Origin of the sequence: Planotetraspora silvatica (assembly GCF_016863315.1) — a bacterium.
Classification (GTDB): domain Bacteria; phylum Actinomycetota; class Actinomycetes; order Streptosporangiales; family Streptosporangiaceae; genus Planotetraspora; species Planotetraspora silvatica.
The window spans coordinates 60,895-83,252 of the sequence record NZ_BOOQ01000012.1 but is presented as its reverse complement, the minus strand read 5'-3'; the positions used below and the strand labels follow the sequence as shown (position 1 = coordinate 83,252).

The 22,358-nt window shown below is 68.6% G+C and carries 24 protein-coding genes and 2 tRNA genes; 9 read left to right on the top strand and 17 right to left on the bottom strand.

Features of this window, described 5'->3' with window-relative positions; translation table 11 throughout:
* Positions 1–252 precede the first annotated feature (252 nt).
* Both Psi02_RS10880 and Psi02_RS40685 read left to right on the top strand, forming a co-directional pair.
* A complete protein-coding gene (locus Psi02_RS10880; RefSeq protein ID WP_203973343.1) occupies positions 253–417 on the top strand; it encodes a hypothetical protein in 165 nt (54 codons plus the stop codon).
* A gap of 194 nt (positions 418–611) precedes the next feature.
* Complete coding sequence (locus Psi02_RS40685) at positions 612–3,482, top strand: ATP-binding protein (protein ID WP_275415181.1); 2,871 nt, start codon at positions 612–614, stop codon at positions 3,480–3,482.
* A 7-nt stretch (positions 3,483–3,489) separates the two neighbouring features.
* Here the strand turns inward: Psi02_RS40685 and Psi02_RS10870 are convergent, their stop codons facing one another.
* From Psi02_RS10870 to pnuC, 11 genes are all read right to left on the bottom strand, one after another.
* Complete coding sequence (locus Psi02_RS10870) at positions 3,490–4,059, bottom strand: TMEM165/GDT1 family protein (protein WP_203973341.1); 570 nt, start codon at positions 4,057–4,059, stop codon at positions 3,490–3,492.
* Positions 4,060–4,307: 248 nt separating this feature from the next.
* Positions 4,308–5,357: a UDP-N-acetylmuramate dehydrogenase gene (locus Psi02_RS10865; protein WP_203973340.1), complete on the bottom strand. Its 1,050-nt coding sequence runs from the start codon at positions 5,355–5,357 to the stop codon at positions 4,308–4,310.
* Positions 5,358–5,495: 138 nt separating this feature from the next.
* Entirely contained in the window at positions 5,496–5,924 is a 429-nt protein-coding gene (locus tag Psi02_RS10860) for a MaoC family dehydratase (RefSeq protein ID WP_203958578.1), read from the bottom strand.
* A 2-nt stretch (positions 5,925–5,926) separates the two neighbouring features.
* Positions 5,927–6,376 (bottom strand): MaoC family dehydratase N-terminal domain-containing protein, encoded by a 450-nt coding sequence (locus Psi02_RS10855; protein WP_203958579.1) that lies wholly within the window; start codon positions 6,374–6,376, stop codon positions 5,927–5,929.
* A gap of 479 nt (positions 6,377–6,855) precedes the next feature.
* On the bottom strand, positions 6,856–7,020 hold the full coding sequence (gene rpmG / locus Psi02_RS10850) for a 50S ribosomal protein L33 (RefSeq protein ID WP_203881979.1): 165 nt from the start codon (positions 7,018–7,020) through the stop codon (positions 6,856–6,858).
* An 80-nt stretch (positions 7,021–7,100) separates the two neighbouring features.
* Positions 7,101–7,174, bottom strand: a tRNA-Met gene (locus Psi02_RS10845).
* A 156-nt stretch (positions 7,175–7,330) separates the two neighbouring features.
* A tRNA-Thr gene (locus Psi02_RS10840) sits at positions 7,331–7,403 on the bottom strand.
* Between the two features lie 106 nt (positions 7,404–7,509).
* Positions 7,510–7,986 carry a hypothetical protein gene (locus tag Psi02_RS10835; protein WP_203973339.1) on the bottom strand — a complete coding sequence of 159 codons (477 nt, stop codon included), beginning with the start codon at positions 7,984–7,986 and terminating at the stop codon, positions 7,510–7,512.
* Positions 7,987–8,048: 62 nt separating this feature from the next.
* Positions 8,049–8,258, bottom strand: coding sequence for a transposase (locus Psi02_RS10830; RefSeq protein ID WP_203973338.1), 210 nt, complete (start codon positions 8,256–8,258; stop codon positions 8,049–8,051).
* 107 nt (positions 8,259–8,365) lie between these two features.
* Positions 8,366–9,487: an AAA family ATPase gene (locus tag Psi02_RS10825; RefSeq protein WP_203973337.1), complete on the bottom strand. Its 1,122-nt coding sequence runs from the start codon at positions 9,485–9,487 to the stop codon at positions 8,366–8,368.
* Positions 9,484–10,125: a nicotinamide riboside transporter PnuC gene (gene pnuC / locus Psi02_RS10820; RefSeq protein ID WP_203973336.1), complete on the bottom strand. Its 642-nt coding sequence runs from the start codon at positions 10,123–10,125 to the stop codon at positions 9,484–9,486. Before pnuC ends, Psi02_RS10825 begins: the two co-directional genes overlap by 4 nt.
* A gap of 605 nt (positions 10,126–10,730) precedes the next feature.
* Between pnuC and Psi02_RS10815 the strand changes: the two genes are divergently transcribed.
* Together Psi02_RS10815 and Psi02_RS10810 are read left to right on the top strand one after the other, a co-directional pair.
* On the top strand, positions 10,731–12,455 hold the full coding sequence (locus Psi02_RS10815) for a trypsin-like serine protease (RefSeq protein WP_203973335.1): 1,725 nt from the start codon (positions 10,731–10,733) through the stop codon (positions 12,453–12,455).
* Between the two features lie 149 nt (positions 12,456–12,604).
* Entirely contained in the window at positions 12,605–13,216 is a 612-nt protein-coding gene (locus Psi02_RS10810) for a cadmium resistance transporter (RefSeq protein WP_203973334.1), read from the top strand.
* A gap of 23 nt (positions 13,217–13,239) precedes the next feature.
* On the opposite strand, the gene fabV is transcribed toward Psi02_RS10810, so the two are convergent.
* The gene (fabV, locus tag Psi02_RS10805; RefSeq protein WP_203973333.1) at positions 13,240–14,439 is read right to left on the bottom strand and encodes an enoyl-[acyl-carrier-protein] reductase FabV; all 1,200 of its coding nucleotides are present in this window, start codon (positions 14,437–14,439) and stop codon (positions 13,240–13,242) included.
* A 79-nt stretch (positions 14,440–14,518) separates the two neighbouring features.
* Positions 14,519–15,337, bottom strand: a complete 819-nt coding sequence (locus Psi02_RS10800; RefSeq protein ID WP_203973332.1) for an IclR family transcriptional regulator — start codon at positions 15,335–15,337, stop codon at positions 14,519–14,521.
* 351 nt (positions 15,338–15,688) lie between these two features.
* On the opposite strand from Psi02_RS10800, the gene Psi02_RS10795 reads away from it, so the two are divergent.
* On the top strand, positions 15,689–16,099 hold the full coding sequence (locus tag Psi02_RS10795) for a RidA family protein (protein WP_203958587.1): 411 nt from the start codon (positions 15,689–15,691) through the stop codon (positions 16,097–16,099).
* Entirely contained in the window at positions 16,096–17,175 is a 1,080-nt protein-coding gene (locus tag Psi02_RS10790; protein ID WP_203973331.1) for an aminotransferase class V-fold PLP-dependent enzyme, read from the top strand. The genes Psi02_RS10795 and Psi02_RS10790 overlap by 4 nt, the downstream gene beginning before the upstream one ends.
* A gap of 17 nt (positions 17,176–17,192) precedes the next feature.
* On the opposite strand, the gene Psi02_RS10785 is transcribed toward Psi02_RS10790, so the two are convergent.
* A complete protein-coding gene (locus Psi02_RS10785) occupies positions 17,193–17,795 on the bottom strand; it encodes an L-type lectin family protein (protein WP_203973330.1) in 603 nt (200 codons plus the stop codon).
* A 103-nt stretch (positions 17,796–17,898) separates the two neighbouring features.
* Between Psi02_RS10785 and Psi02_RS10780 the strand changes: the two genes are divergently transcribed.
* On the top strand, positions 17,899–18,417 hold the full coding sequence (locus tag Psi02_RS10780; protein ID WP_203973329.1) for a VanZ family protein: 519 nt from the start codon (positions 17,899–17,901) through the stop codon (positions 18,415–18,417).
* Positions 18,418–18,431: 14 nt separating this feature from the next.
* Here Psi02_RS10780 and Psi02_RS10775 read toward each other — a convergent pair whose 3' ends face one another.
* Positions 18,432–19,010 (bottom strand): TOPRIM nucleotidyl transferase/hydrolase domain-containing protein, encoded by a 579-nt coding sequence (locus Psi02_RS10775; protein WP_203973328.1) that lies wholly within the window; start codon positions 19,008–19,010, stop codon positions 18,432–18,434.
* A 116-nt stretch (positions 19,011–19,126) separates the two neighbouring features.
* Positions 19,127–19,696 carry a DinB family protein gene (locus Psi02_RS10770; RefSeq protein WP_203973327.1) on the bottom strand — a complete coding sequence of 190 codons (570 nt, stop codon included), beginning with the start codon at positions 19,694–19,696 and terminating at the stop codon, positions 19,127–19,129.
* A 97-nt stretch (positions 19,697–19,793) separates the two neighbouring features.
* Here Psi02_RS10770 and Psi02_RS10765 point away from each other — a divergent pair, with 97 nt between their 5' ends.
* Entirely contained in the window at positions 19,794–20,753 is a 960-nt protein-coding gene (locus Psi02_RS10765; RefSeq protein WP_203973326.1) for a helix-turn-helix transcriptional regulator, read from the top strand.
* A 22-nt stretch (positions 20,754–20,775) separates the two neighbouring features.
* Here Psi02_RS10765 and Psi02_RS10760 read toward each other — a convergent pair whose 3' ends face one another.
* Entirely contained in the window at positions 20,776–21,855 is a 1,080-nt protein-coding gene (locus tag Psi02_RS10760) for a GlxA family transcriptional regulator (RefSeq protein ID WP_239094782.1), read from the bottom strand.
* Between the two features lie 52 nt (positions 21,856–21,907).
* Between Psi02_RS10760 and Psi02_RS10755 the strand changes: the two genes are divergently transcribed.
* On the top strand, positions 21,908–22,303 hold the full coding sequence (locus Psi02_RS10755) for a cupin domain-containing protein (RefSeq protein ID WP_203973325.1): 396 nt from the start codon (positions 21,908–21,910) through the stop codon (positions 22,301–22,303).
* The last annotated feature ends 55 nt before the right edge of the window (positions 22,304–22,358 follow it).

Sequence of the window (22,358 nt, the reverse complement as noted above, 5' to 3'; positions counted from 1 at the left end):
AGTTGACACTGCACCAGCATCGCCGACCAGTCCGAATGATTCCAAACTGACCACAGCCGAGCCTCCCCTGGTTTTTTTGGCAAATCTGGCCGGAAGTGATCTCCGCTGCCCGCCTAAGGCGCCCGTACGCATGCCTTAGGCGTCCTACGCCTCAGGTCGTGCCGGAGATAGGGCATCCGCCCGATGTGGGGGTGGGGGCCTTAGACCGAACCTTGAGTTGTAAGAGAAGAGACCACACAAGGAGACACCGAAATGGGTCCCGAGCTTCAGTACCAGCTCATCATCAACCGGGTGGCCGACCTCCAGGTGGAGGCAGCCGATCACCGCCGCGCCCGCCAGGCGAAGGCGGCCCAGAAGGCGCGCCAGCGTGACGGCCACCGCCGTCGCGGCGTGTTCGGCAAGACCACCACCTCATGAGACGCGTTCGGAAGCCCGGCCGGAGCCTCCCTCCCGGCCGGGCTTTGAGGCCACCGTGAGGCTCCGCGGCCGCCATGAGGCCGGCTCCGCGGCCACCATGAACAGAGGTCGCGTACGGGGGCATCAACGAGTAAGTGCTTCGCCCCCTGATAAATCAGGGGAAGCATCACAGAGGGCATGAAATGCTGAATGACATGACGCGCCGTGCGGTGAGCCCTGTCTTCGTCGGGCGGGGCGAGGAACTGGGAATCCTGGACGAGGCGTTCGAGCAGGCCCGCAAGCAGGCGACGTCAGCCGTCCTCGTCGGCGGCGAGGCAGGCGTGGGGAAGACACGTCTGACCGTCCGGTTCGCCGAACAGGCCGCCCAGGACGGCGCCCACGTGCTCATCGGGGGCTGCGTGGAGCTGTCCACGGAGGGCCTCGCCTACGCCCCTTTCACCGCGGTCCTGCGCCAGCTCGTCAGAGAGACGAGTGCGGGCGAGGTGGCCGCTCTCCTGCCCGAGGGGGCGGCCCGCGAGCTGGCCAGGCTGCTGCCAGAGTTCGGCGAGCCCAGCAGTGACGAGGAGAGCGAGTCCGCCAGGGCGCGGCTGTTCGAGCTGATCCTCACCCTGCTGGAACGGCTGGCGGAACGGCGGCCGCTGATCCTCCTCATCGAGGACATCCACTGGGCGGACCGGTCGAGCCGTGACCTCATCGCGTTCCTGAGCCGCAATCTCAGGACCTCTCCCGTCCTCATGGTGATGACCTACCGGTCCGACGAGCTGCACCGGACCCACCCGCTCCGGCCCGTCCTGGCGGAGCTGGTCCGGGTGGACGGCGTCATCCGTCTCGATCTGCCCCGCTTCACACAGGACGAGGTCGCCGCGCAGATGGCCGGCATCCTCGGCGTCGCCCCCGAGTTCGCCAGGGTCGACAACGTCTTCGAGCGCAGCGAGGGCATCCCTCTCTTCGTCGAGGCGCTTCTCGAGCACGCCGACGACTGCTCGTTCCCCGACTCGCTGCACGACCTGATCATCGGGTCCGTCGAGCGGCTTCCCGAGGAGACGCAACGAGTCCTGCGGACGGCCGCCGCCGGCGGCATCCGGGTGGGGCACCCGCTGCTCGCGCTCGTCAGCGGCCTTTCCGACGTCGACCTCGAGAACGCGTTGCGGCCCGCCATCGCGGCCAACGTGCTCCAGGTGGCGGACGGCGGCGCCTACGTGTTCCGGCACGCCCTGATCCGCGAGGCCGTCCACGACGAACTGCTCCCGGGAGAGCACGCGCGGATGCACGCGCGCTACGCCGAGGAGATCGACCGGGACCGCAGGCTCGTCCCCCACGGCCGGGCGGCCATCGAGATCGCCCATCACTGGTACTCCGCCCGCGACGATCTGTGGGCCCTGATCTCCGCGTGGGAGGCGGCCCAGAAGGCGGCCAAGTCGTTCGCCTACACCGAGCAGATCCAGCTCCTCGAACGCGTGCTGACCCTGTGGAACAAGGTCCACGACGCCGCCGACCGGATCGGCGTGGACCACGTCACCGTGCTGGAACGCGCCTCCGAGGCGGCGCACGTGTCAGGGGACATGGAACGCAGCATGAAGTTCGTCAGGGGCGCCCTGGCCGAGCTCGACGAGCGGGACTCGCCCGAGCGTGTGGCCGAACTCCTGGTGCGGATGGCCAACATCAAGCATCAGCGGGGCAAGCCGGGCGCCCTCGACGATCTCCGGCATGCGGAGAGTCTCGTCCCGCTTCCCGGTGACATGCGGACCCTGGTGCTCGCCCGGCTGGGTTCGGAGCTGATGTTGTCGAACCAGGTGGCCGAGGGGACCGCGGTCACCGAAGAGGCGCTGCGCGTCGCACGTGAACGAGGGCACGAGGTGCAGGAGGCCGACCTGCTGATGAACCTGGCTCTCGGCCACTCGATCTCGGGAGATCTCGAGACGACGTTCGCGACGAATGAGCGCGCGCTGGCCATCGGCACGCGGCTGAAGTCGGCCCGCGTGATACTCCGTGCGCTCGGCAACAACGTGGACGCGCTGGACAACCTGGGCCGCTCGGAGGACGCCGTCGCGCTCGCCATCGAGGGGGAGAAGCTGTCCCGGCAGTACGGCAGGTACCGCCATCAGGGGGTCTTCATCGCCAACAACCGGGCGGAGGCGCTGGAGTCCCTCGGCCGGTGGGACGAGGTGATCGAGCTCGTCGACGGCGCCGTGAAGATGGGCCCGTCGCTCCGGAACCGGTGGCATCTGCTGCGCGTCAGGGCGGACATCGCGATCGCGAGAGGCGAACAGGACCTCGCCCAGAACCTCCTGGCCGAGGTGGGCGCACTGGCTCCGCTTCCCGACCAGTGGACCCAGGAGTGGATCTACAACACCCGCCTGCGCCTGGCCTGGCACCTCCTCCAGGGCGAACCGCTGCGAGCCCTCGAAGTGGCCGAGGTGGCGCTGACGAACCCGCCCCTGTCACAGAAGGCCATGCTGGGCTGGCGACTCCTCGCCTCCATCCGGCTCGTCTGTGACGCGGTCGCGCCCATCGACCCCGCCCGAACCGCCGCCGTACGCGCCGGGGGCGACGTGCTGGCGGGTGGCATGAAGAGCGACGGCCCCGTCGTCGACGCCTTCCGTCTGATCTACGAGGGCGACTTCGATGCCGCGGCGGCGGCGTGGAAGCGGCTCGGGCGTCCCTACGCCCGGAGCAAGGCGCTCCTCCACGCCGCAGGCGACGCCGCCGCCTCAGGCGACCGCGACGGCGCGTGCGAACGGCTCCGCGAGGCTCACCCTCTCGCCGTCTCGTTGCGGGCGGCTCCGCTGGTGACGCAGATCGAGGCCCTGGCCCGCCGCGTCGGGAACCCGCTCACCGAGTCCGTACGGCAGGCCGCCCGCGATGAGCAGATCCTGCTGACACCACGTGAGGTGGAGGTCCTGCGGCTCGTGGCGGCGGGACGGAGCAACCGCGAGATCGCGGCCGAGTTGTTCATCTCGGCCAAGACCGCCAGCGTGCACGTGTCGAACATCCTGCCGAAGCTCGGCGTCTCGAGCCGGGGCGAGGCGGCGGCGGCCGCGCACCGCCTCTCCCTGCTGGGCTGACCCCCGCTCAGGCGAACAACGGCTCGACCAGCAGGATCACGCCGAAGACGGCGAACGCGGCGGCCGCGCCGTACCGGATCCACTTCTCCGGCAGATGCTTGCCGAGCAGGCGCCCCACGAGGATCGCGAGGGCGTCCGCCGCCACCATGCCGACGGTCGAGCCGATCCAGGTGCCGAACCAGCCGTGCTGCGTCGCCAGCGTGATGGTCGCCAGCATGGTCTTGTCGCCGAGTTCGCTGAGGAAGAACGCGATCCCGACGGCGAAGACCGCCGTGCGCCGTGCCCTGGCGGCTTTGCCGCGCTCCTCTTCGGTCAGCTCGTCTCCGCGCAGCGTCCACGCCGCGAAGCCCAGGAACGCGATTCCCGCGGCGATGGAGATCGCGGTGGTGGGGAGGTTGTCGCCGATCAGGCCGCCGAGGCCCACACTCACGAGGTGGACCAGCGCCGTGGCGATCGTGATGCCCGTGAGGACGGGCAAGAGCTTGAATCGGGTCGCGAAGGTCATGGCCATGAGCTGGCTCTTGTCGCCGAGCTCTGCCACGAAGATCACGAACAGAGAGATCCAGAACGCCTGCACAGGTCGCCTTTCTTCACACGCGCGACCGGGCCGGCGATCCTCACCCGGGGGAGTCCGGGCATGGCTTCGGCCCGGCAGCATGGCTGTCGGGCCGAAAGTCTCGTCCGCCGCATGGGCTCCACGACCGGGCCGTTCGAGCCGGAAAGGCTCGGGCCAGTATGTCGATCAGTGGATTGTGGACTACTCCCCTTCGGATGGTTCTGGCAGAGTCTACCGGCAGGAGGCAAATGCCCGGCTTCCGGTACCGGTCAGAGGGTGATCCCGACCAGCACGGGCTCGTTCACCAGCGTCACACCGAACTTCTCGACGACTCCGTCACGGACCTCACGCGCCAGGGCGAGCAGGTCCTGGGCGCTCGCCTCTCCCGACGGGTTGGTCAGGGCCAGCGTGTGCTTGGTCGAGATCCGCACGACCCCCCGCTCGTAGCCCTTGGGGAAGCCGGCGTGTTCGATCAGCCAGGCTGCGGGGATCTTGACGGATCCGCCGGGCACGTCCCATCGGGGATGTCCCGGGGCGCGCAACTCCAGGTCTGCCGCCTGCTCCGCGGTCAGGATCGGGTTGGTGAAGAACGACCCGGCGCTGCGAGTGTCGGGGTCGGCCGGGTCGAGGACCATGCCCTTGCCACGGCGCAGCCCGAGCACGACCTCCCGCACCTCGGCGAGCGGCATCCGGGCGCCGATCTCCACGCCCAGCCGGTCGGCGAGTTCCTTGTACGCGATGGGGCCGGACAACTCCGACCGCTCCAGCGCGTACGTCACGGCGAGCACGACGTGACGGCCCGGATCGTCCTTGAACGCGCTGTGCCGGTAGGCGAATCCGCACTCCGCCGAGGTGAGGTCGTTGATCTCGCCGGTCATCCGGTCGTAGACGCGCACGCCGACGATCGTCTGCGAGACGTCCTGCCCGTAGGCCCCCACGTTCTGGATCGGCGTCGAACCCACCAGTCCGGGCACGCCGGACAGGCATTCGAGCCCGGACCAGCCTTCCGCCACGCATCGGGCGACCAGGGCGTCCCAGTCCTCCCCCGCCTGGACGGTGACCACCATCCGATCACCGGTGTCCGCGGGGTCGACTCCCTTGCTGGACACGTGGACCACCAGGCCGTCGAAGCCCTCGTCGGACACGACCAGGTTGCTGCCGCCGCCGAGGACCAGGACCGGCTCGCCCTCCCTGTCGGCCGCAGAGACGATCTCGACCAGCTCGTCCTGCGTACGGGCCTCGGTGAAGGCGCGTGCGGGTCCGCCCACCCGCAAGGTGGTGTACGGCCCGAGCCGTACCTCTGCCAGCCGGTCAGCCATGGGATTCCTCAGGGACATCGGAAACCGCCCGGCCGTCGTGACCGGGCGGAGCGCCGAGGCGATCCCACGGCCCTGCCAGCTTACGATCTCGCGGGGCGGCGTTCGTCCCGGAGACGTCGCGGCGGCCCCATGATCGACTCAGGACAGCTGGACGACGGCCCGCGCCTTGGACAGGACCCGGGCGTCGCCGGACCGCGCGTTGAGCGCGACCACGACACGCTTGTCCTCGAGCTTGTCCTCGATGACCCCGCTGATCGTGATGGTGGCGCCCTGGTCGTCGTCGGGCACGACCACCATCGACGAGAAGCGCACGCCGTAGTCGACGACCGCACCGGGATCGCCCGCCCAGTCCGTGACGAAGCGGCCGCCCTCGGCCATGGTGAACATGCCGTGCGCGATGACGTCGGGCAGGCCGACCGACTTCGCGTGCCGCTCGTTCCAGTGGATGGGGTTGAAGTCGCCCGAGGCGCCCGCGTACATGACGAGGTTGACCCGGCGCACCTGGTACTCGACGGCCGGGATCTCCTGGCCCACCTGTACCTCGTCGTACTTGATCGTCGCAGCCATGGTTACGCCGCCCCTCCCCGCTCCACGATGGTGTTGTAGGCCTGGCACACGAGCTCGCCGGTGGTGCTGGTGACATCGCTGCGGATGGTCAGGAACTCGTTGCGGCCGACGCTGCGGATCTCGGTGATCGTCGACGTGCAGACCAGCTCGTCGCCGGCGTAGATCGGGCGGCGGTACTCGAACCGCTGCTCGCCGTGGACGACCATCGCGTAGTTGAGCCCGAGACCGGGGTCGGAGATCCCGTTGCCCGCGCCCGAGAGGCTGAACACGATCGGGAAGGTCGGCGGAGCGATCACGTCGGGGTGGCCGGCCGCGACGGCGGCCTCCTTGTCCCGGTAGATCGGGTTGTCGTCACCGATCGCGGTGGCGAACTCCCTGATCTTCATGCGACTGACCTCGTAGGGAGCGGACGCCTCGAATGTCCGCCCGACGAAATCGCGGTTCAAAGCCATGAGGTGGGGCTCCTTCGCGGCTGAAGAGCTGTCGGGGCCGACGCTAACAGAACAAGGTTCGGCTGTCGCGGGACGGCTGACCGGCCCCCGTCGGCCCACTCAACCCTAGCGACGGGCAGGGGCGGGCGATCAATCGACCGTCGCCGGCGAATGTCGGTGTGCATCATGTGGACATGACAAACCGGCGATCCCGCGAGGGGACCGCCGGTCGTGTGTATTGAGATGTCCTGAAGTGTCGCTGAAGGTGCCCGTCAACCCGATCGGCTGTACGCCTCAACGAGTCTCGGTGCGGCCGGTGGCACCCACCCCGTCCCGAGGACACAGGTGATGCCTCAACCCCGTCCAGCCAACCGCCGGGCAGTACTTCCCCCCGGGCTACCGCAGAGATGCCTAGCGGGTCTCGCGGTGCGCCTGGTGGCACTTGCCCAGTCCTAGGGACACAGTGGGCAGTACTTCCCCCCGGGCTACCGCAGAGATGCCTAGCGGGTCTCGCGGTGCGCCTGGTGGCACTTGCAGTTGGGGCAGTACTTCTTCAGCTCAAGCCGATCCGGGTCGTTACGCCGGTTCTTCCGCGTGATGTAGTTGCGGTGCTTGCACTCCTGGCAGGCCAGCGTGATCTTAGGCCTAACGTCGGTGGCAGCCACGTGGGAGTGCCTTTCTGCGTTCGGGACTACTGGACAACCCCGGCCTGATCACCTTCAAGGAGGGGACCCGGCTGGGGTAGTAGCGGAGGCCGGACTTGAACCGGCGACACAGCGATTATGAGCCGCTTGCTCTGCCTGACTGAGCTACTCCGCCTGGACCGGAAAAACAGGGACCGGCCACGCAAGGATACCCGACCTGTACGGCACCCGCGCACGCGCGAGCAGACCATGATCGGGTGCCACAGATGGGGATACCCCCACCAAGCCAAAAGCCCCACCCGAATTGGATCGGATAGGACTTTTGTGCCAGAGCCCCCAAACGGAATCGAACCGTTGACCTTCTCCTTACCATGGAGACGCTCTGCCGACTGAGCTATAGGGGCACGTCCGCAAGGGCTTTCGCTCCGCGGACAGGTGCAACCTTACACGTCCACGACGACCGATGCGAAATCAATCTCCGAGTCCTTTCCGGGCAGGCCGGAGTCCGTTTCAGGGGGTCGGCAGCGTGCCGGTCAGGTCGGCCCGGTCCCTCTGGTCCTCCGGCACCCGCGCCGTGATCTCGTACTTCGTGAAGTAGCCCTTGCCCCTGACCGGCGAGACGTTGCTCAGCGTCACCGTGGCCTCGTAGGGGTTGTCCATGCATGCGGGCAGGCACCACGTCCCGGTCAGCTTTCCGGCTCCGGCCGCCCGGGTGGGCCCCCAGCTCTGCCAGACCACCTGGTTGAGCGTGCTGAACTCCGAGACCGTCAGGTCGCCGGGTCGTTGATCGCTCCGGCCCTCCTCCGCGCCGTGGAAGTTCAGGACGTAGATCGGAGTCTCCGCGCCGTCCTCCGCACCGGTCGCCGAGCCGGGAGAGCCGCACGACGTCATGGCCGGCGCCGCCAGGCACGCGGTCAGCAGGCACAACGCCGCGAAACGGCGCGCCTTGGAGATCGACACCGTCGTGGGTGCGGCAGACAGGCGCATTGGTTCCCCCTCAGGTCTCTGTTTCCCTGACGTTAGAGGGGTTACGCCTCACGCAACGGCCACTAGCGGACGGCGGTCCGCAGATCGCCCCCCGCACGCGGAAGAGGGATCACTTCGCAGAGGTCGGCCAGGTCGACGAATCGGGCCACCTCCTCGACGGACAGGCAGTCGGCGACGAGCATGCCCCCGCGCCGGACGCGCAGGACCTGGCGTCCGCAGCGATCCGCGGGCACGATCTCGTAACCGTCAGGTCCCACCCAACGCCTGCTCATAGGTGGACAAGCTAGCCGCTTTTCCCACCCATTTCTCGAAATGACACGCGCATCCGGAGACCACGTGCGTCCATCGCGGGATCTTCGGCAAGCGGGGAAGAAGCGGCTCACGCCTCGGCGGTGAGCGGCCGCGTGAACCCCCAGCCTTTCGCCAGCAGCGCGTCGACCTCCTGTACGGCTCTCGCGAGCCGTTCGTCCGGCGAACCCGTGACGATCACATGCGGCAGGCGCCTTTCCCGCAGGGTGCGCCGGATGCGCCGATCCATGTGCCCGCGGATGAGCTCGCCGTCCCGCCAGCCGTCCTGCTCGAACGGAACACCTTCGACGGACGTGTGAATCCACAGATCGTGCCGTGCCCGCTCGTGCATCCGGATGACCTCGGGCGATCCGGCGCCGAGATAACGCTCGTGCCAGACGGAGGTGGCCAGGGCGTCGGTGTCGCAGACGAGCAGTGGGGAACCCACCCGGGCCGCGGCGTCCTCCCAGGCGAGTTGGCGCTCGGCGATCAGGGTGAACTCCGCCGAATCCCACGGCAGATCGTCCAGCCATGGCTCGGGTTCGCCGTTCTTCTTCGCCGTACGGCGGGCCACCGCCAGTTTCTCCTCGCAGTAGGTCCTGCCGTACTCGGGGACCCAGCGGGTGGCGGCCCAGGCACCGCCGCGCGCGGCGAAGGCCGCCGCCAGCGCCCTGGCGAGTGTCGTGGTACCGCTCGACTCGGCTCCCACGACCACGACACGGCGGGCGAGGAAGGCCCGCACCGCGGGGCGGAGCCGGTGCCATGCCGCCACCGGGTCGTCACGGACCTCGGTGCCGCTGATCGGATGCCTCTCCCGTGCCGGGTCGACGTCGACGTGGACGGCGCCGAACCTGCGCGCCAGTTCGGAGCCGTAGGGCTCGGAGGAGAAGACCGCGTCGATCTCCGGAACCGAGCCGTGGGCCATCGCCAGCGCGTGCCGGAACACGGCGACGTGGGCCGTCCAGATCTCCGGGTCGTCGTAGTCGATGTCGACGTCGTCGACGACGGGAGCGATCACGACGTTCGGCTGCGGATGCGCCTCCCTGAGCCATGCCGTACGGCCGGCCAGCGGAATGCTCTCCACACTCGACGCCGCGACGACGACGGTGACCGTGGCGCATCGTCCGGCCGCGGTGTCGATCAGGTGGTGATGTCCGGCGTGCGGAGGATAGAACTTGCCGATCACGAGGCCGTGGGCGAATCTCTGGTTCATGCCGCCACCGCCACCGGCTGGGCGGCCATGTCCCTGCGCCAGGACAGCAGCCCCGCGACACAGAGGGCGAGGAAGATCACGTACAGGGCGCCGGTCAGGTAGAGCCCCTTGTAGGCGTAGAGCGGGATGTAGATCACATCGACGGCGATCCACAACCACCACGACTCGAGCAGTTTCCGGCACTGACCGTAGGTCGCCATGAGGGACAGGGCTGTGGTCAGGGCGTCCCAGAACGGCACCGCGGAGTCGGTCCACACGGCCAGGACCGCCGTGAGAGCGGCGGTCGCCGCGGCACCGGCCGACACGAGCCAGATCCATTCGGCCGGGCCGGTTCGGGTGACCGAGAGCCTGCTCCGTCCGGCTCCGCCGTACAACCACTGCCACCAGCCGTACAGCCCGAGCAGGACGTAGACGATCTGCAGGGCGGCGTCGGCGTACAGGCCGGCGGAGAGGAAGACCAGTCCCAGCAGGACGACGTTGGCGACGCCGATCGGCCAGTTCGCGATGTGCTGGCGGACCACGAGCCAAACGGTGAGAGCGCCCGACGCGAAGCCGAGCACTTCCGCCCAACTCGTGGAAACGCCCCGAAAGGCGAACGCGGGCTCCAGTAAGGGCCCCAGCAGAGCGGTGAGCGCCATGACCGCCTCCTTAATCGTCAGCTTGACGATAACAGGTGATCCTTAAGCGCGAAATATCGTGATCAGTCGTCGACGCCCCGGCCGGACGGCTCGAAGCGGGAGCCCCCGAGCCCACCCGAACCCCACCCGAACCCCACCCGAACCCCACCCGAACCCCAGCAGAGCCCCGCCCGAAGCCCACCAGAGCCCGTCCGCGGCGCGGCGAAGGCCCGGGACGGCGCGTGACACAGCGCGGCGGCATGGCACGGTCCACAGGCTCAAAGGAACGGAATCGGAATTCTTTTCGTCTTTTTCGAAATTAGGCCTTGAGGAATAGTCCGAAGCTGTCCACTTGCGTCGGCAATGTCGGCAATAAGTTACAAAGCGATCTCATGATCTACCTTGCCTTGGTGTATCCCGCTAGCATCTACCTCGTCAGATGTGCGCTAACACACGTTCCTCAGGCGTGTGAGGCCGTCTGACGTCAGGCGTCAGGCGCACTCGGGGAGTGCGTCTTCTTCTTACAGGGGACCCCCTTGAATCCTGCTCTGCCCGGCGGGAGAAGGACTGGCGTTCGCCGTTCCCTCTCCGCTGCGGTCCTTGCGCTCGGTCTCGTCGGCACCGGCGTGGCCACCACCGTCTCTGCCGCCTCCGCGTCAGCCACCACGAACACGTCGGCACCCGTTGCCGATACTCCCCGGGAAGCCAAAGCCCGGGCCCAGCAGGTCCTCGCCGCAGCCGAGAAGCGCGGCATCGTCAAGAAGTCGGCCAGGCAAGGGTCGCAGACGAGCTCCACTCAAAAGTCGTTCGCGCTCTCGACGCCGGCCCCCAGGCCGCAGATCGTCGGCGGGTCAACGACCACCATCAGTGCGGCGCCCTACATCGTCCAGCTGTGGTACCAAGACCCGCGTGACCCGGGCTTCGTGCTCTTCACCTGCGCCGGAACGATGATCGCGCCGAACAAGGTGCTGACGGCCGCTCACTGCGTCTCCGGCCTCGACTGGGTCCACAAGGGTGAGGTCGCGGGTGGCGTCAGCACCCTGGACGCCGACAACTACAAGTGGTCGTTCGTCAAGCGCCAGTGGGTCAACCCGTCGTACAACAAGAACACGCTCGACAACGACATCGCCATCCTCACGCTCAGCAAGGCGTTGCCGCTGAGCGTCGCCCCGATCGCGATGGGCACGGACACCGCGCTGTACAAGACGGGCACCAATGCGACGGTCTTCGGCTGGGGTACCACCACCTCCGCCCCGGACGCCCACACGTCGAACGTGCTGAAGAAGGCCACGCTGCCGATCCACTCGAACTCCGCCTGCAACGCGGCGCTCCGCGACCCGTCCGCGGGCGACCAGTTCATCGACGGTCACATGGTCTGCGCCGGTCCGCCCGGAACCGGTAACGACTCCACGACCACCTCCACCTGCCCCGGCGACTCCGGTGGTCCGCTGCTGGTCAGCGGCAAGGTCGTGGGCATCGTCTCCTGGGGCATCGGCATCCAGGACCCCAGCACAGGCGAGTGGGTCAAGAACTGTGGCGTGGAGGGGACCTACCCGGTCTTCACCAAGGTGAGCACGTACGCCGGTGTCGCCAAGGCACGGACCAACGACACCGACTACACCGGTGACGGCAACGCTGACGTGTTCGCCCGGGCCACCAAGGGCGGCACCGCGAGGGTCTACAAGGGCAAGACGCTCGGCACGTACTCGTCGGCCGGCAGCGGCTTCAGCAGCTGGAACAAGGTCCTGCAGACGGACCTCAACCGTGACGGCATCAACGACTACATCGTGCGGACGACCGCGGGCGGCCTCTACTGGCGGCACAAGGTCGGGACCAAGACGGTCAACACCAAGATCTCGTCCAGCTACAAGACCGTCAGGCAGATCATCACCCCTGGTGACGTGACCGGCGACTCCAAGCCGGACCTGATGACCGTGACCTCCAACGGCTACCTGTACGTCTACGCCGGCAAGGGCAACGGCACCTTCGGCGGCGCCAAGAGGCTCAGCACCGGCTGGCTCGGATACGCCCAGGTCATCGGACACGGTGACTACAACGGCGACGGCCGGCCCGACCTGCTGGGCCGTAACGGCAAGGGTGCCGTCTACCTGCACGCCGGCAACGCGAAGGGGACGTTCACCATGACGTCCCGCAAGCTGGTGAGCAGCACGGGCTTCAAGTCCGCGAAGTACATCGTCACCCCCGGCGACGTGAACGGCGACGGCTACTCCGACATCGTGACCGTGAACAGCTCCGGCTACCTGTACCTGTACAAGGGCAACGGCAAGGGCACCTTCGGTGGCGCCCTGAGGGCCAAGACCGGCCTCAAGTCGTACAACCTCTTCGGCTGACCCTCAGCCAAGCGGGCGCGCCCGCCGCGGGATCCCTCCCGCGGCGGGCGCGTTCTCGTTCGAGGGTCCGCCCGGCTCCTCGAAAGGGATCACGCCGGGCAGCTGCCGTGCCGTACGGCGGGTTCGCCGCGAGCCTAGGCTGATCGCCCATGGGCGACCTCCTGGCAACGATCGGAACGGGTACGGCCGTCTTCGCCGGAACCAACGTCGATGACATCATCATCTTGACGGTGTTGTTCTTATCCTCCCGCGCGAGCGGGAGGCCGCGCCCATGGCAGATCGTCGGCGGCCAATACACCGGCATCGCCGCATTGGTAGCCGTCTCCTCCATCGCCGCGCTTGGGCTCACCATCGTCCCCGACCGATGGGTCGGCCTCCTTGGGCTCGTCCCCTTCGGACTGGGGCTGTGGGGCATGATCAACACCGTCCGGACCATCGACGCAGGTCAGACCACCTCCCCAACCGTCGCGACCGGACTGCTGTCGGTGGCGGGGGTGACCATCGCCAACGGGGCGGACAACATCTCCGTCTATACGCCGATATTGCGGACCATCGGGGTGACCGGGGGCCTCATCACTGTCACGGTCTTCACGGTGCTGGTCGCCATCTGGTGTGCCGCCGGGTCCTGGCTCGGCTCACACGGCAAGGTCATCGCCGTCGTCGAGCGGTTCGGCCACTGGCTCGTCCCCGCGGTCTTCATGGTGATCGGTGCCGTGATCGTCGTGGAGTCCGGCCTGATCGGCGGCCACGCGCGACGCTGATCGGTGGCCCCCGGCCACACGGGTCAGGCAGCGGGCCAGGGAAGATCGGGCTCGCATGGCTGGGAGTAGTGCACGCCGGCCACGTCGAAGCCGTACAGCCGCCTGACCTCGTCCCGGAACCAATCGATGTCGGCGAGGTCGCCGATCGTTTCGGGAGTGGCGGTCTTCCAGCGTTCGGTCACCGACGCCTGCACCTTCTCTTCGAGCTCCCAGCGGTCAAGGCGGATACGGCCCTGCTCGTCAACGCCGAGCGGGGCCGCGCCGGTGAGCTGGTCCCACAGGTCGACGGACTGGGCGAGCGGTGAGCGCATCCCCTCCCCGAGGACGCCCCTGAGCAGGCTGACGTACAGGGCGATGCCGGGGATGGCCGTCGACGCCTGCGTGACCGCCGCACCGTTGACCGAGGTCAGCGCACGACCGTCGTAAGCGCTCAACCTGTCGCCCAGGGCGGAGGCCGTGCTCTCCAAATGCAACTTGGCCCTGCCGATCGTCCCCGCCCGGTAGATCGCGGACGTGAGGTGCGAGCCGATGTAGGACAGGGCCACGGTGGTGAAGCCTTGCCGGATGAGACCACGCGCGTCCAGCGCGTCGATCCAGAGGGACCAGTCCTCACCACCCATGACCTTGACCGTGTCCGCCGTCTCCTCGTCACCGGCAGGCTGGACGCCGATCTCCCGCAGTCGCGGTGTCCCGTCCTTGTCGAACTCGAGCGTCTTGGTGACGTGCTCGGCTCCGATCGGCTGGATCACCGACTGATGGGTCACGCCCGTGCGAGGGTCGGTACGGCGCGGCGCGGCCACGCTGTAGATCAGATGGTCGATTCCCCCGAACCGCTTGGCGATCAGATCGAGAACGTCGTCCTTGGTGGTGTCGGCGAAGGCGTCCCCGTTGAGGAACGCGAAGTCGCTCCCGGCCTCCTCCGCGAGCTTCGCCGTGGCGATCGTGCGATACCAGCCCGCCGTCGCCGTCCGGCGCCCCGTCGGCGGACGTTCGAAGCACAGGCCGACACCCTGAACTCCGTACCGGGAGATCCCGGCGACCGCGGCGGCCAGCCCGTAACCGGCGCTGGAGCCGATGATCAAAGCGACCGGCCGTTCCCCGTTCGGTCGCGTCACCGGCTGAGCCTTGGCCGCCATGTCGGTGACGATCCGCGCGCACCCGTCAGGGTGGGAGTCGAACAGCAGGAATCCGCGTCCGGAAGGCTGAATGAGTCGTGCCGTCATCGTGTGCCCATCTGTATCGGAGACTGATCGGATCTGATGAGGTGGAGGACCACCGATATCAGATCCGGCCGGGTCCGTGTCAGGTCCGCGACGCGCCCCGCTCAGCGGGGACCAGGGTCAGATGCCCGGCGCGCAGCAGAGCGGTCGCCACCGAGGCCGCCTCGCGAACCGCCATCGTCAACGCGACCTGTCGTTCCTGGAACCGGGCCGTCGGTACCGAGACCGTGAAGGAGCCGACCGGCGAACCCGTCGCATCGAAGAAGGGCGCGGACAGACAACACACGCCCCCGGTGAACTCTTCGCGGTCCACCGCGTAGCCCTGCCTGCGCACCTGCGCCAACTCGAAGATGAGCGCGTCATGGTCGACGATCGTGTGTGGGGTGACCGCGGCGAGCTCCACTCCCTCGAACATCGCCGCCACCTGGTCCTCGGGTAGGAAGGCGAGCACCGACTTGCAGGAGGCTCGCGCGTGCATGTGCCCGGTGTAGCCGACATCGAGGTCGCCGACGCCGGGCGTGTCATGGCCGGAGATGTAGTGCTGCAGCGTGAGCGTTCCGTGGTGCCAGCCGGAGACGAAGGACGCCTCATTGATCTTGTTGTGCAGCCTGGCCAAGATCACCGCGAGCTCGGGTGGCGGTCCCGACCGCCGCTGAAGGTGCCTGTTCAGTGAGGCGGCGCGGTGGCCGACGTCGTAACGACCGCCGGGAAGGCGGACCACGTACCCGCCCGCCAGCAGGGTGCGCAGCAGGTGGTAGCAGGTGCCGGGCTTGAGGCCCAACTGGCGGCTCAGCATCTTCGCGGTGGCGGTGCCGTCTGCGGCGGCGACGGCCTCCAGGACGTGCAGGCCGCGCTCCAGCGTGTGCAGCACGGTCTTCTTACCGGCCTCCGGCTCACTCATATCCCGCGTCCCGTGCCGCCTTCGCACGGGACGGAACCTCTGCCGCTCTCGGTAGCCGCGGCATCGGCCACCTCCTTCTGTCCGCTCACTGTGCGCTTCCACCCCCGGGGTGTCGCATCAGCGTGACCCATTTTTTCGACTATCTGAAATCCAGCACGCCAGCCGACGAATGAGCCGGCTTCTCCCGCCTATCGTTTGCACACCCCGGATCCGGCCCGCCGGCAGCCGATCGGCGAGGTTCGGGGCTGGGTATGGGACCGGATGATCGCCGCAGATGACCGACGCCGGGGAAGAGACGGACGAGACGCTGAGAGTGCTGAACGACACCGTCCGGAACGAAGGAGACAACCGTTGATCCACCGCTGGAACCCCGCCACCGTGGCCCCGCCGATCGGCCAGTACAGCCACCTCGCCTCGGTTCCAGCCGACCATGAGCTGGTGATGATCTCCGGCCAGGTCGGCGTGCTGCCGAACGGCAGCCTCGCCGGCTCGGACTCCGAGACGCAGACGCGGCAGATCTTCGCCAACATCGAGCGGCTGCTCGACTCGCTCGGTGCGGGGCCCGAGCACCTGATGAAGCTGTTCACCCTGGTCGCGGGCGTCGAGCACCTTGACGGCTGCCGCGCGGCGCGGCAGGAGACATTCGCGAGGTGGTACCCGGGCGGTGATTGGCCCGCCCATTCGCTCGCGGTGGTCGTGGCCCTGGCGGATCCGGCGCTGACCGTCGAGATCGAGGGCGTGGCCGCCCTGCCGCGCCGATGAACCCGGAAGACTTCCGCGAACTCTTCCCGGCACTGCGCTCGACGGTGTGGCTGGACACGCCGGGTGCACCACCTGGCGCGGAACCGGTGACCGAGGCCCTGCACGAGGTCCTGTCCGCGTGGTCCACCGGCGCGTTCGACTGGCTCGAATGGGACGCGGCTGCCGCCGAGGCCCGCACCCTGTTCGCCCGGTTGATCGGGGTCGACCCCGCCACGGTGTCGACCCTCGGCTCGCTCGCCGAGGCGGCCGCCACGATCGCCGGATCACTGCCGCCCGGCCGGATCGTGGTGGCGGCCGAGGAGTTCCGCAGCAACCTGTTCCCGTGGCTGGCCCGGCACGACGTGGTGACCATACCGGCCCGCGACGGCGGGACACAGGTGGAAGACCTGATCGCCGCGCTGGATGACAGGACCGTGCTGCTCGCCGTCAGCGAGGTGACCAGCAGGGAAGGACAGCGGCTCGACCTGCCGGCTTTGCGGGACGCGACCGACCGGGTGGGCGCACGGCTGTTCGTCAACCTGACGCAGTCACTGGGCGCGCTGCGCTTCGACATGGCCGCGGTGCGTCCCGATCACCTCGCCGTCCACGGCTACAAGTGGTTGCTGTGCCCACGCGGCGCCGCCTGGCTCGTCACCAGGCCCGACCTGCTCGACGAGCTGACACCGCTGGCGCCGAACTGGAAGTCGACCGGCCCGCCGCACGGCTACTTCGGTGGTCCCATGCGGCTGGCAGGCGATGCGAGCCGGTGCGACGCGTCCCCCGCCTGGTTCTCCTGGATCGGGGCCTGCGCGGCGCTGCGACTGCTCGGCTCGCTGGACGCCCTGCGCGTGGAGCGGCACTGCCTCGACCTCGCCCGCCACCTCACCGAGCAGGCGGGCGACGTCGGCCTGCGGCGAGTGGTCAGCGGCCCGCTCTCCCAGATCGTCGTGCTGCGCAGCGATCACGCCGACCGTATCTCCGTGCGGCTCCGCGAGCACGGCGTACGAGCGACCGCGCTCGGCGACCGCGTGCGTTTCGGTTTCCATTACTTCAACAACGAGGACGACGTGCGCACGACGCTGAGCGCCCTCCGCTGAGCGCCGCGTCCTAACGCTCAGCCACGCGGTCCTGTGGTCTTCGAGTGCTTGGTGAGCGCCGAATCGAGATGCCGGTGCTTCACGTGCTCGATGAAGGCGTCGATGTCGCGGAGCTTCTTGCGGACCTTGCCTCCGTTGGTCGTGGCGACGACGCCGGTGAAGTTCTCGTTCTTGCTCCTGACGATGCCGCCGGACTGTTGCTTGCCGGAGGCCGACGCGCTGCTCGGCTCCTTCTGCTTCGCCGAGGGGCGAGGAGCGGGGTTGGGCGGGAACGGCTCAAGCGAGGAGATCCTGACCTGCCGGATCAGGTGCACGTCCGTGAACAGCCCGGTGGAGGCGGCGAACCCGAAGGAATAGGAGGCGGGCACCGGTTGAGGTGCGGCGAAGGACAGGACCTGCTGAAAGCCGCCACCGTCATTGACGTCGACGTCCACGGTGACGTTCGGGTTCGGCGCGGGCGTGATCCTTATCCGCACAGTGCGCCTGCTGGGCTCCAGCAAGGTCTGGGCGTCAACTCGGAATTTTCGGTCGTATGAGCGCATCTCCAACGTCACGCCGTCGCGGCGGTGCACGACGATCCGGCAGCGATCGCCCTCGGCTCGCAAGAACACAAGGCGCATGTCTCCATCATGAGGATGCCCATCCATGAGGACCATCTGTTTTTGTTCTGGACCGATCGCCGGGGATCTGGGATGGCTGAAGGCAGCCTGACATCATGATCCGGTGCACCAGGCATGGAACGCATGGGGATACGTAGTCATCGCGGCTGTCCTGGCCCTTCCCGCCGCGGCTCTGGTCGCGTTGCTCCTCGCGCACGTCCGCAGCCGCCGGGGGCATCCCGCTCCCCGCCGCACGGCCGTCGCGGACGTCGCCGTCGTGGCCGGAACCGCTCCGTGGATCTGGATGATTCTCACGCCCGGGACCTTGCAGCTTGTGCACCTCGTGCCCCTGGTCGACCTGGCGGACCAGATCACGCTGATGTCACCGGGAGCCGCGTTCGTACAGATCGCCGGCAATCTCCTGGTCTTCTCGGCGCTGGGTGCGATGCTCCCGGTCCGCTCGGCGCGCTTCGCCTCGCTCAGGGCGGTCGCGGCCGTCGCGGCCGCGGCCTCGCTCACCGTCGAGGTGCTCCAGTACGTCTTGCGGCTCGGGCGGGTGAGCTCCGTGGACGACGTGATCCTGAACGCGGCAGGTGCCGTTCTAGCGGCGCTCGTCACTCGCAGGTGGTGGGCCCGCAGGTGAACGAGGCATGCGCCTCACCATCTCCGGCTGCCTGACAGGTGGGCCAGCAGCATGTCCAGTGGCCGCGGCACGCGATCGAGATCGAGTGCCGCGACGAGCGGGCCGGAGTAGCGGATCTTGCGGCCACTCCCTGCTCCCATGAACCGACGCAGCTGGTCGTGAGTGGTGCCTCCGCGCCATGCGGGTTGATTCTGAAGCGTGCGAAATGAGCGGAGCTCGCCCTCGGCATCGACAACGCGTTCAACCGTGGCGGTGCCGAGCGCGCGGATCAGCTCGTCTTCCAGGTCGGCGACGCACGCGAAGAATCCGAGCGCCTCCAGATCGCTTCGGCTGAGATCGGATCCAAGGCCGGCGCGCTCGAGACCTCTCCGGAAGTCGCCTTCCTCTCCGACGTCGCACAGACCGGCCAGCCGGAGGTTGCGACCGGAAGGGCCGAACCTGCCGATATACGTCCCGATGTTCGTGGCGCCGCCCATCGCCACAAGGGCGATGCCTTCCGCCGCCAGGTTCCGGCCACGGCGCTCGGCCAACGCTTCGATGGCCGACTTATCACTGGCTCCCTCGACCAGGACCACAGTGTGCGTGTCGCTCACGAGCCCAGCCTCGCACCGAACCTGGAGAGGTTCATCCCCTTTAAAGCCCTGGAAGATCACCAGCCCCGGCTGCCGCAATGGCGGACGTTTGTCGGCAGCGTCTGATCTGGGAGGTGTCAGCCCATGCTTTTGGCGCCGTCGAGGGATTCGCGGATGATGTCGGCGTGGCCGGCGTGCTGAGCGGTCTCGGCGATGATGTGTATCAGCACCCTGCGGGCCGACCACCGCGCGTCGGGCTCGAACCACGGGGCCTTCGGCAGCGGCTGGGTGGCGTCCAGTTCGGGCAGGGCGGCGACCAGTTCGTCGGTCCGGTGAGCGACCTCGGCGTAGTCGGCCAGCACACCGGCCAGTGTCTCGCCGGGTAGCAGCCGGAACTCGTCGGCCCTTCGGGTCCAGTCGGCCTCGGTCATGGTGGTGAAGTCGCCCATCACCGACGGGCCGTCCAGGATGAAGTCCGCCCAGGTCCGTTCGACCGCTGCGACGTGCTTGATCAATCCGCCCAGGCACAGCTCGCTGGCGGTGGTCCGCCGCCCCGCCTGCTCGTCGGTGAGGTCGCGGGTGGTGAAGCGCAAGAAGTGCCGGTGCTTGGCCAGCATCGCCAGCAGGTCGGCGCGCTCGCCGGTGGGGGCGGGCGCATCGGTGATGTCGCGGGTGGTCAGCTCGTTGACGGTCGTGGTCTCGCTCATGGTCTCCGCCCTCCGTTTGTTTCTGTTCCGTCGGTCAGGACCCACGCTAGGCCGCATAGCGGTCACTTTCTGACCTGAATCGCGGAAGAATCGAAACATGGCGAACACCAGCACCCGGACGCTGCGACTGCTGTCCCTGCTGCAGAACCACCGGTACTGGCCGGGCACCGAACTGGCCGAGCGGCTGGGGGTCTCGGTCCGCACCCTGCGCCGGGACATCGACCGGCTGCGCGAGCTGGGCTATCCGGTTGAGGCGCAGCGCGGCGTGGACGGCGGGTACGAGCTTGCCGCGGGCGCGGCACTGCCGCCGCTGGTGATCGACGACGAGGAGGCGGTCGCCCTGGCCGTGGGGCTGCAGGCCGCCGCGCAGGGCGCGGTGGAGGGCATCGCCGAGTCCTCGGTGCGGGTGCTGGCCAAGGTGGTGCAGGTGATGCCGGCCCGGCTGCGGCGCCGGGTCGAGGCGCTGCGCGCGATGACCGTGCCCGCCGGCTGGGACGGCTCAGCCAGGGCGGGCGTCGAGCCGGGCGTGCTCACCGCGGTCGCGCTGGCCTGCCGGGACAGCGAACACCTCCAGTTCTCCTACACCGCCGCCGACGGCCGGCACACCGACCGGCACGTCGAACCCCATCGGCTGGTCTGTCTCGGCCGCCGCTGGTACCTGGTCGCCTACGACCTCACCCGGCACGACTGGCGCAGCTTCCGAGTCGACCGGCTCACCGCGCCGCACGGCACCGGTTCCCGGTTCCGGCCCCGCGACCTGCCTGCCGCCGACGCCGCCGAGTTCGTCCGTGCCGGCCTGGACAACCTGCCCCGCCCGTACAGGGTGGAGGTCCTGGTCGACGCCCCGGCCACGACCGTGCGCGAACGGATCGGCAGGTGGAGCACCGTCGAAGAGGTCGACGCCGAGCACTGCCGGGTGCGCATGACCGCCGACTCCCTCGACTGGCCGACCATGGCACTGGGCGTGCTCGGCGCCGATTTCCGCGTCCTCGACCCACCCGAACTGCTCGAGCAGATCCACAACTGGGGCGCCCTGTTCAACCGGGCCAGGGCTTGATCCGCTTCTCACGCTCGACGCGCTACGTAGACGGCGGGATCTCCTCCACCCGTCTGGCCTGATCCCGGCCGGCCCGGATCAAGCGCGTGCCGGCCGGCTCACCGGCGACGTATGAGATCCCGAGGCCGAATCGGTGCCGATACTCCAACGGAGTGAGCCCGATCTTGCGGCGCATCAGCGCACGCAGGTTGGCGGCGGTGCCCAGTCCACTGTGCCGTGCGACCATCTCGAAGCGCGACTCGCCCCGCTCGATCAACCGGCATGCCAGGGCAAGCCGTTCACCTGTGAGCCACGCCAGCGGTGTGGTGCCCAGCTGCGTCCGGAAGCGGCGATGCAGGGTCGCCGGACTGACCGACGCGCGCGCCGCGAGGTCGGACACCGTGATCGGGGCGTCCAGCCGCTCCTGGGCCCAGGCGAGGACGGGCGCCAAGGACTCATCCGGAATGTCCGGCACGGGCCGCTCCACGAACTGCTGCTGTCCGCCATCGCGGTGCGCGGCGAAGACGAGCCGTCGGCTCACGGAGTTGGCGACCTCCGCGCCGTGGTCGCGGCCGACGATGTACAGGCCGAGGTCGAGCGCGGCAGCGCTCCCCGCGGCCGTGAGGATGTCACCGTCGTCCACGAACAACACGTCTGTTTCGAGCCGGACGGACGGGAAGCGGGCCCGGAAGGAATCCGCCCACTGCCAGTGCGCGGTGGCCCGGCGCCCGTCGAGGACCCCGGCCTCGGCCAAGGTGAAAGCACCGCTGCAGAAGCCGACCAGGCGGGCGCCGCGCGCATGCGCCCGCCGGATGGCGTCGAGTACGGCGGGGCGGCGGGGCACCTCGACGTCGGGACGGTTGGGGACGATCAACGTGTCCGCCGATTCGGCCGCCTCCAGGTCGGCGACGCCCGTGAGCGTGAAGAACCCGTCCCGCATCAGCGTGCGCGGCTCAGGGGAGCACAGGCGGAAGTCGTAGAGATCGCGCCCGATCTCGGGCCTGCGCAGGCCGAAGATCTCGGTCGCGCAGCCCAGCTCGAAGGGGTTGGAGTTCTGGTCCACGATCACGACGACCCGGTGCGGGCCTGCCGTACGAGCGACGTGCGAGGATTCTTGCGCCATGTGCCATTCCTAGCACTCACGCCGCTCATGCCCAATGGGCCAGGATCCACTTGTGAGCAACGAACCCATCCCCCTCGGCAAGGCCCTGGCCTCCTTCGACGCCCTGTGGAGCCCGCGCATCGTCACGCGCGTCAACGACTACGACGTACGCGTTGCCAAGGTCGAGGGCGAGCACATCTGGCACGTCCACGACGACACCGACGAGTTCTTCCTGGTGCTCGACGGGGAGCTGCACATCTCCTTGCGCGAGCCCGGCGGGGAGCGCACGGTCCGGCTTCCCCAGGGCACGGTGTTCACCGTCCCCCGCGGCACTGAGCACAGGCCGTCCGCTCCCATCGGAGCCGCGATCCTCATGTTCGAACCCACCGGGACACCGACGGTCGGCGACCGCCACGCCGAGATCCCTGACCACATCGACGCGACGACTGGGCACGCGCTCGGCTCCTGAGGCCGGGCGGGCATTCCCCCTCGGGTGTTCTCCACCCAGATCCCCAGCACCCCGT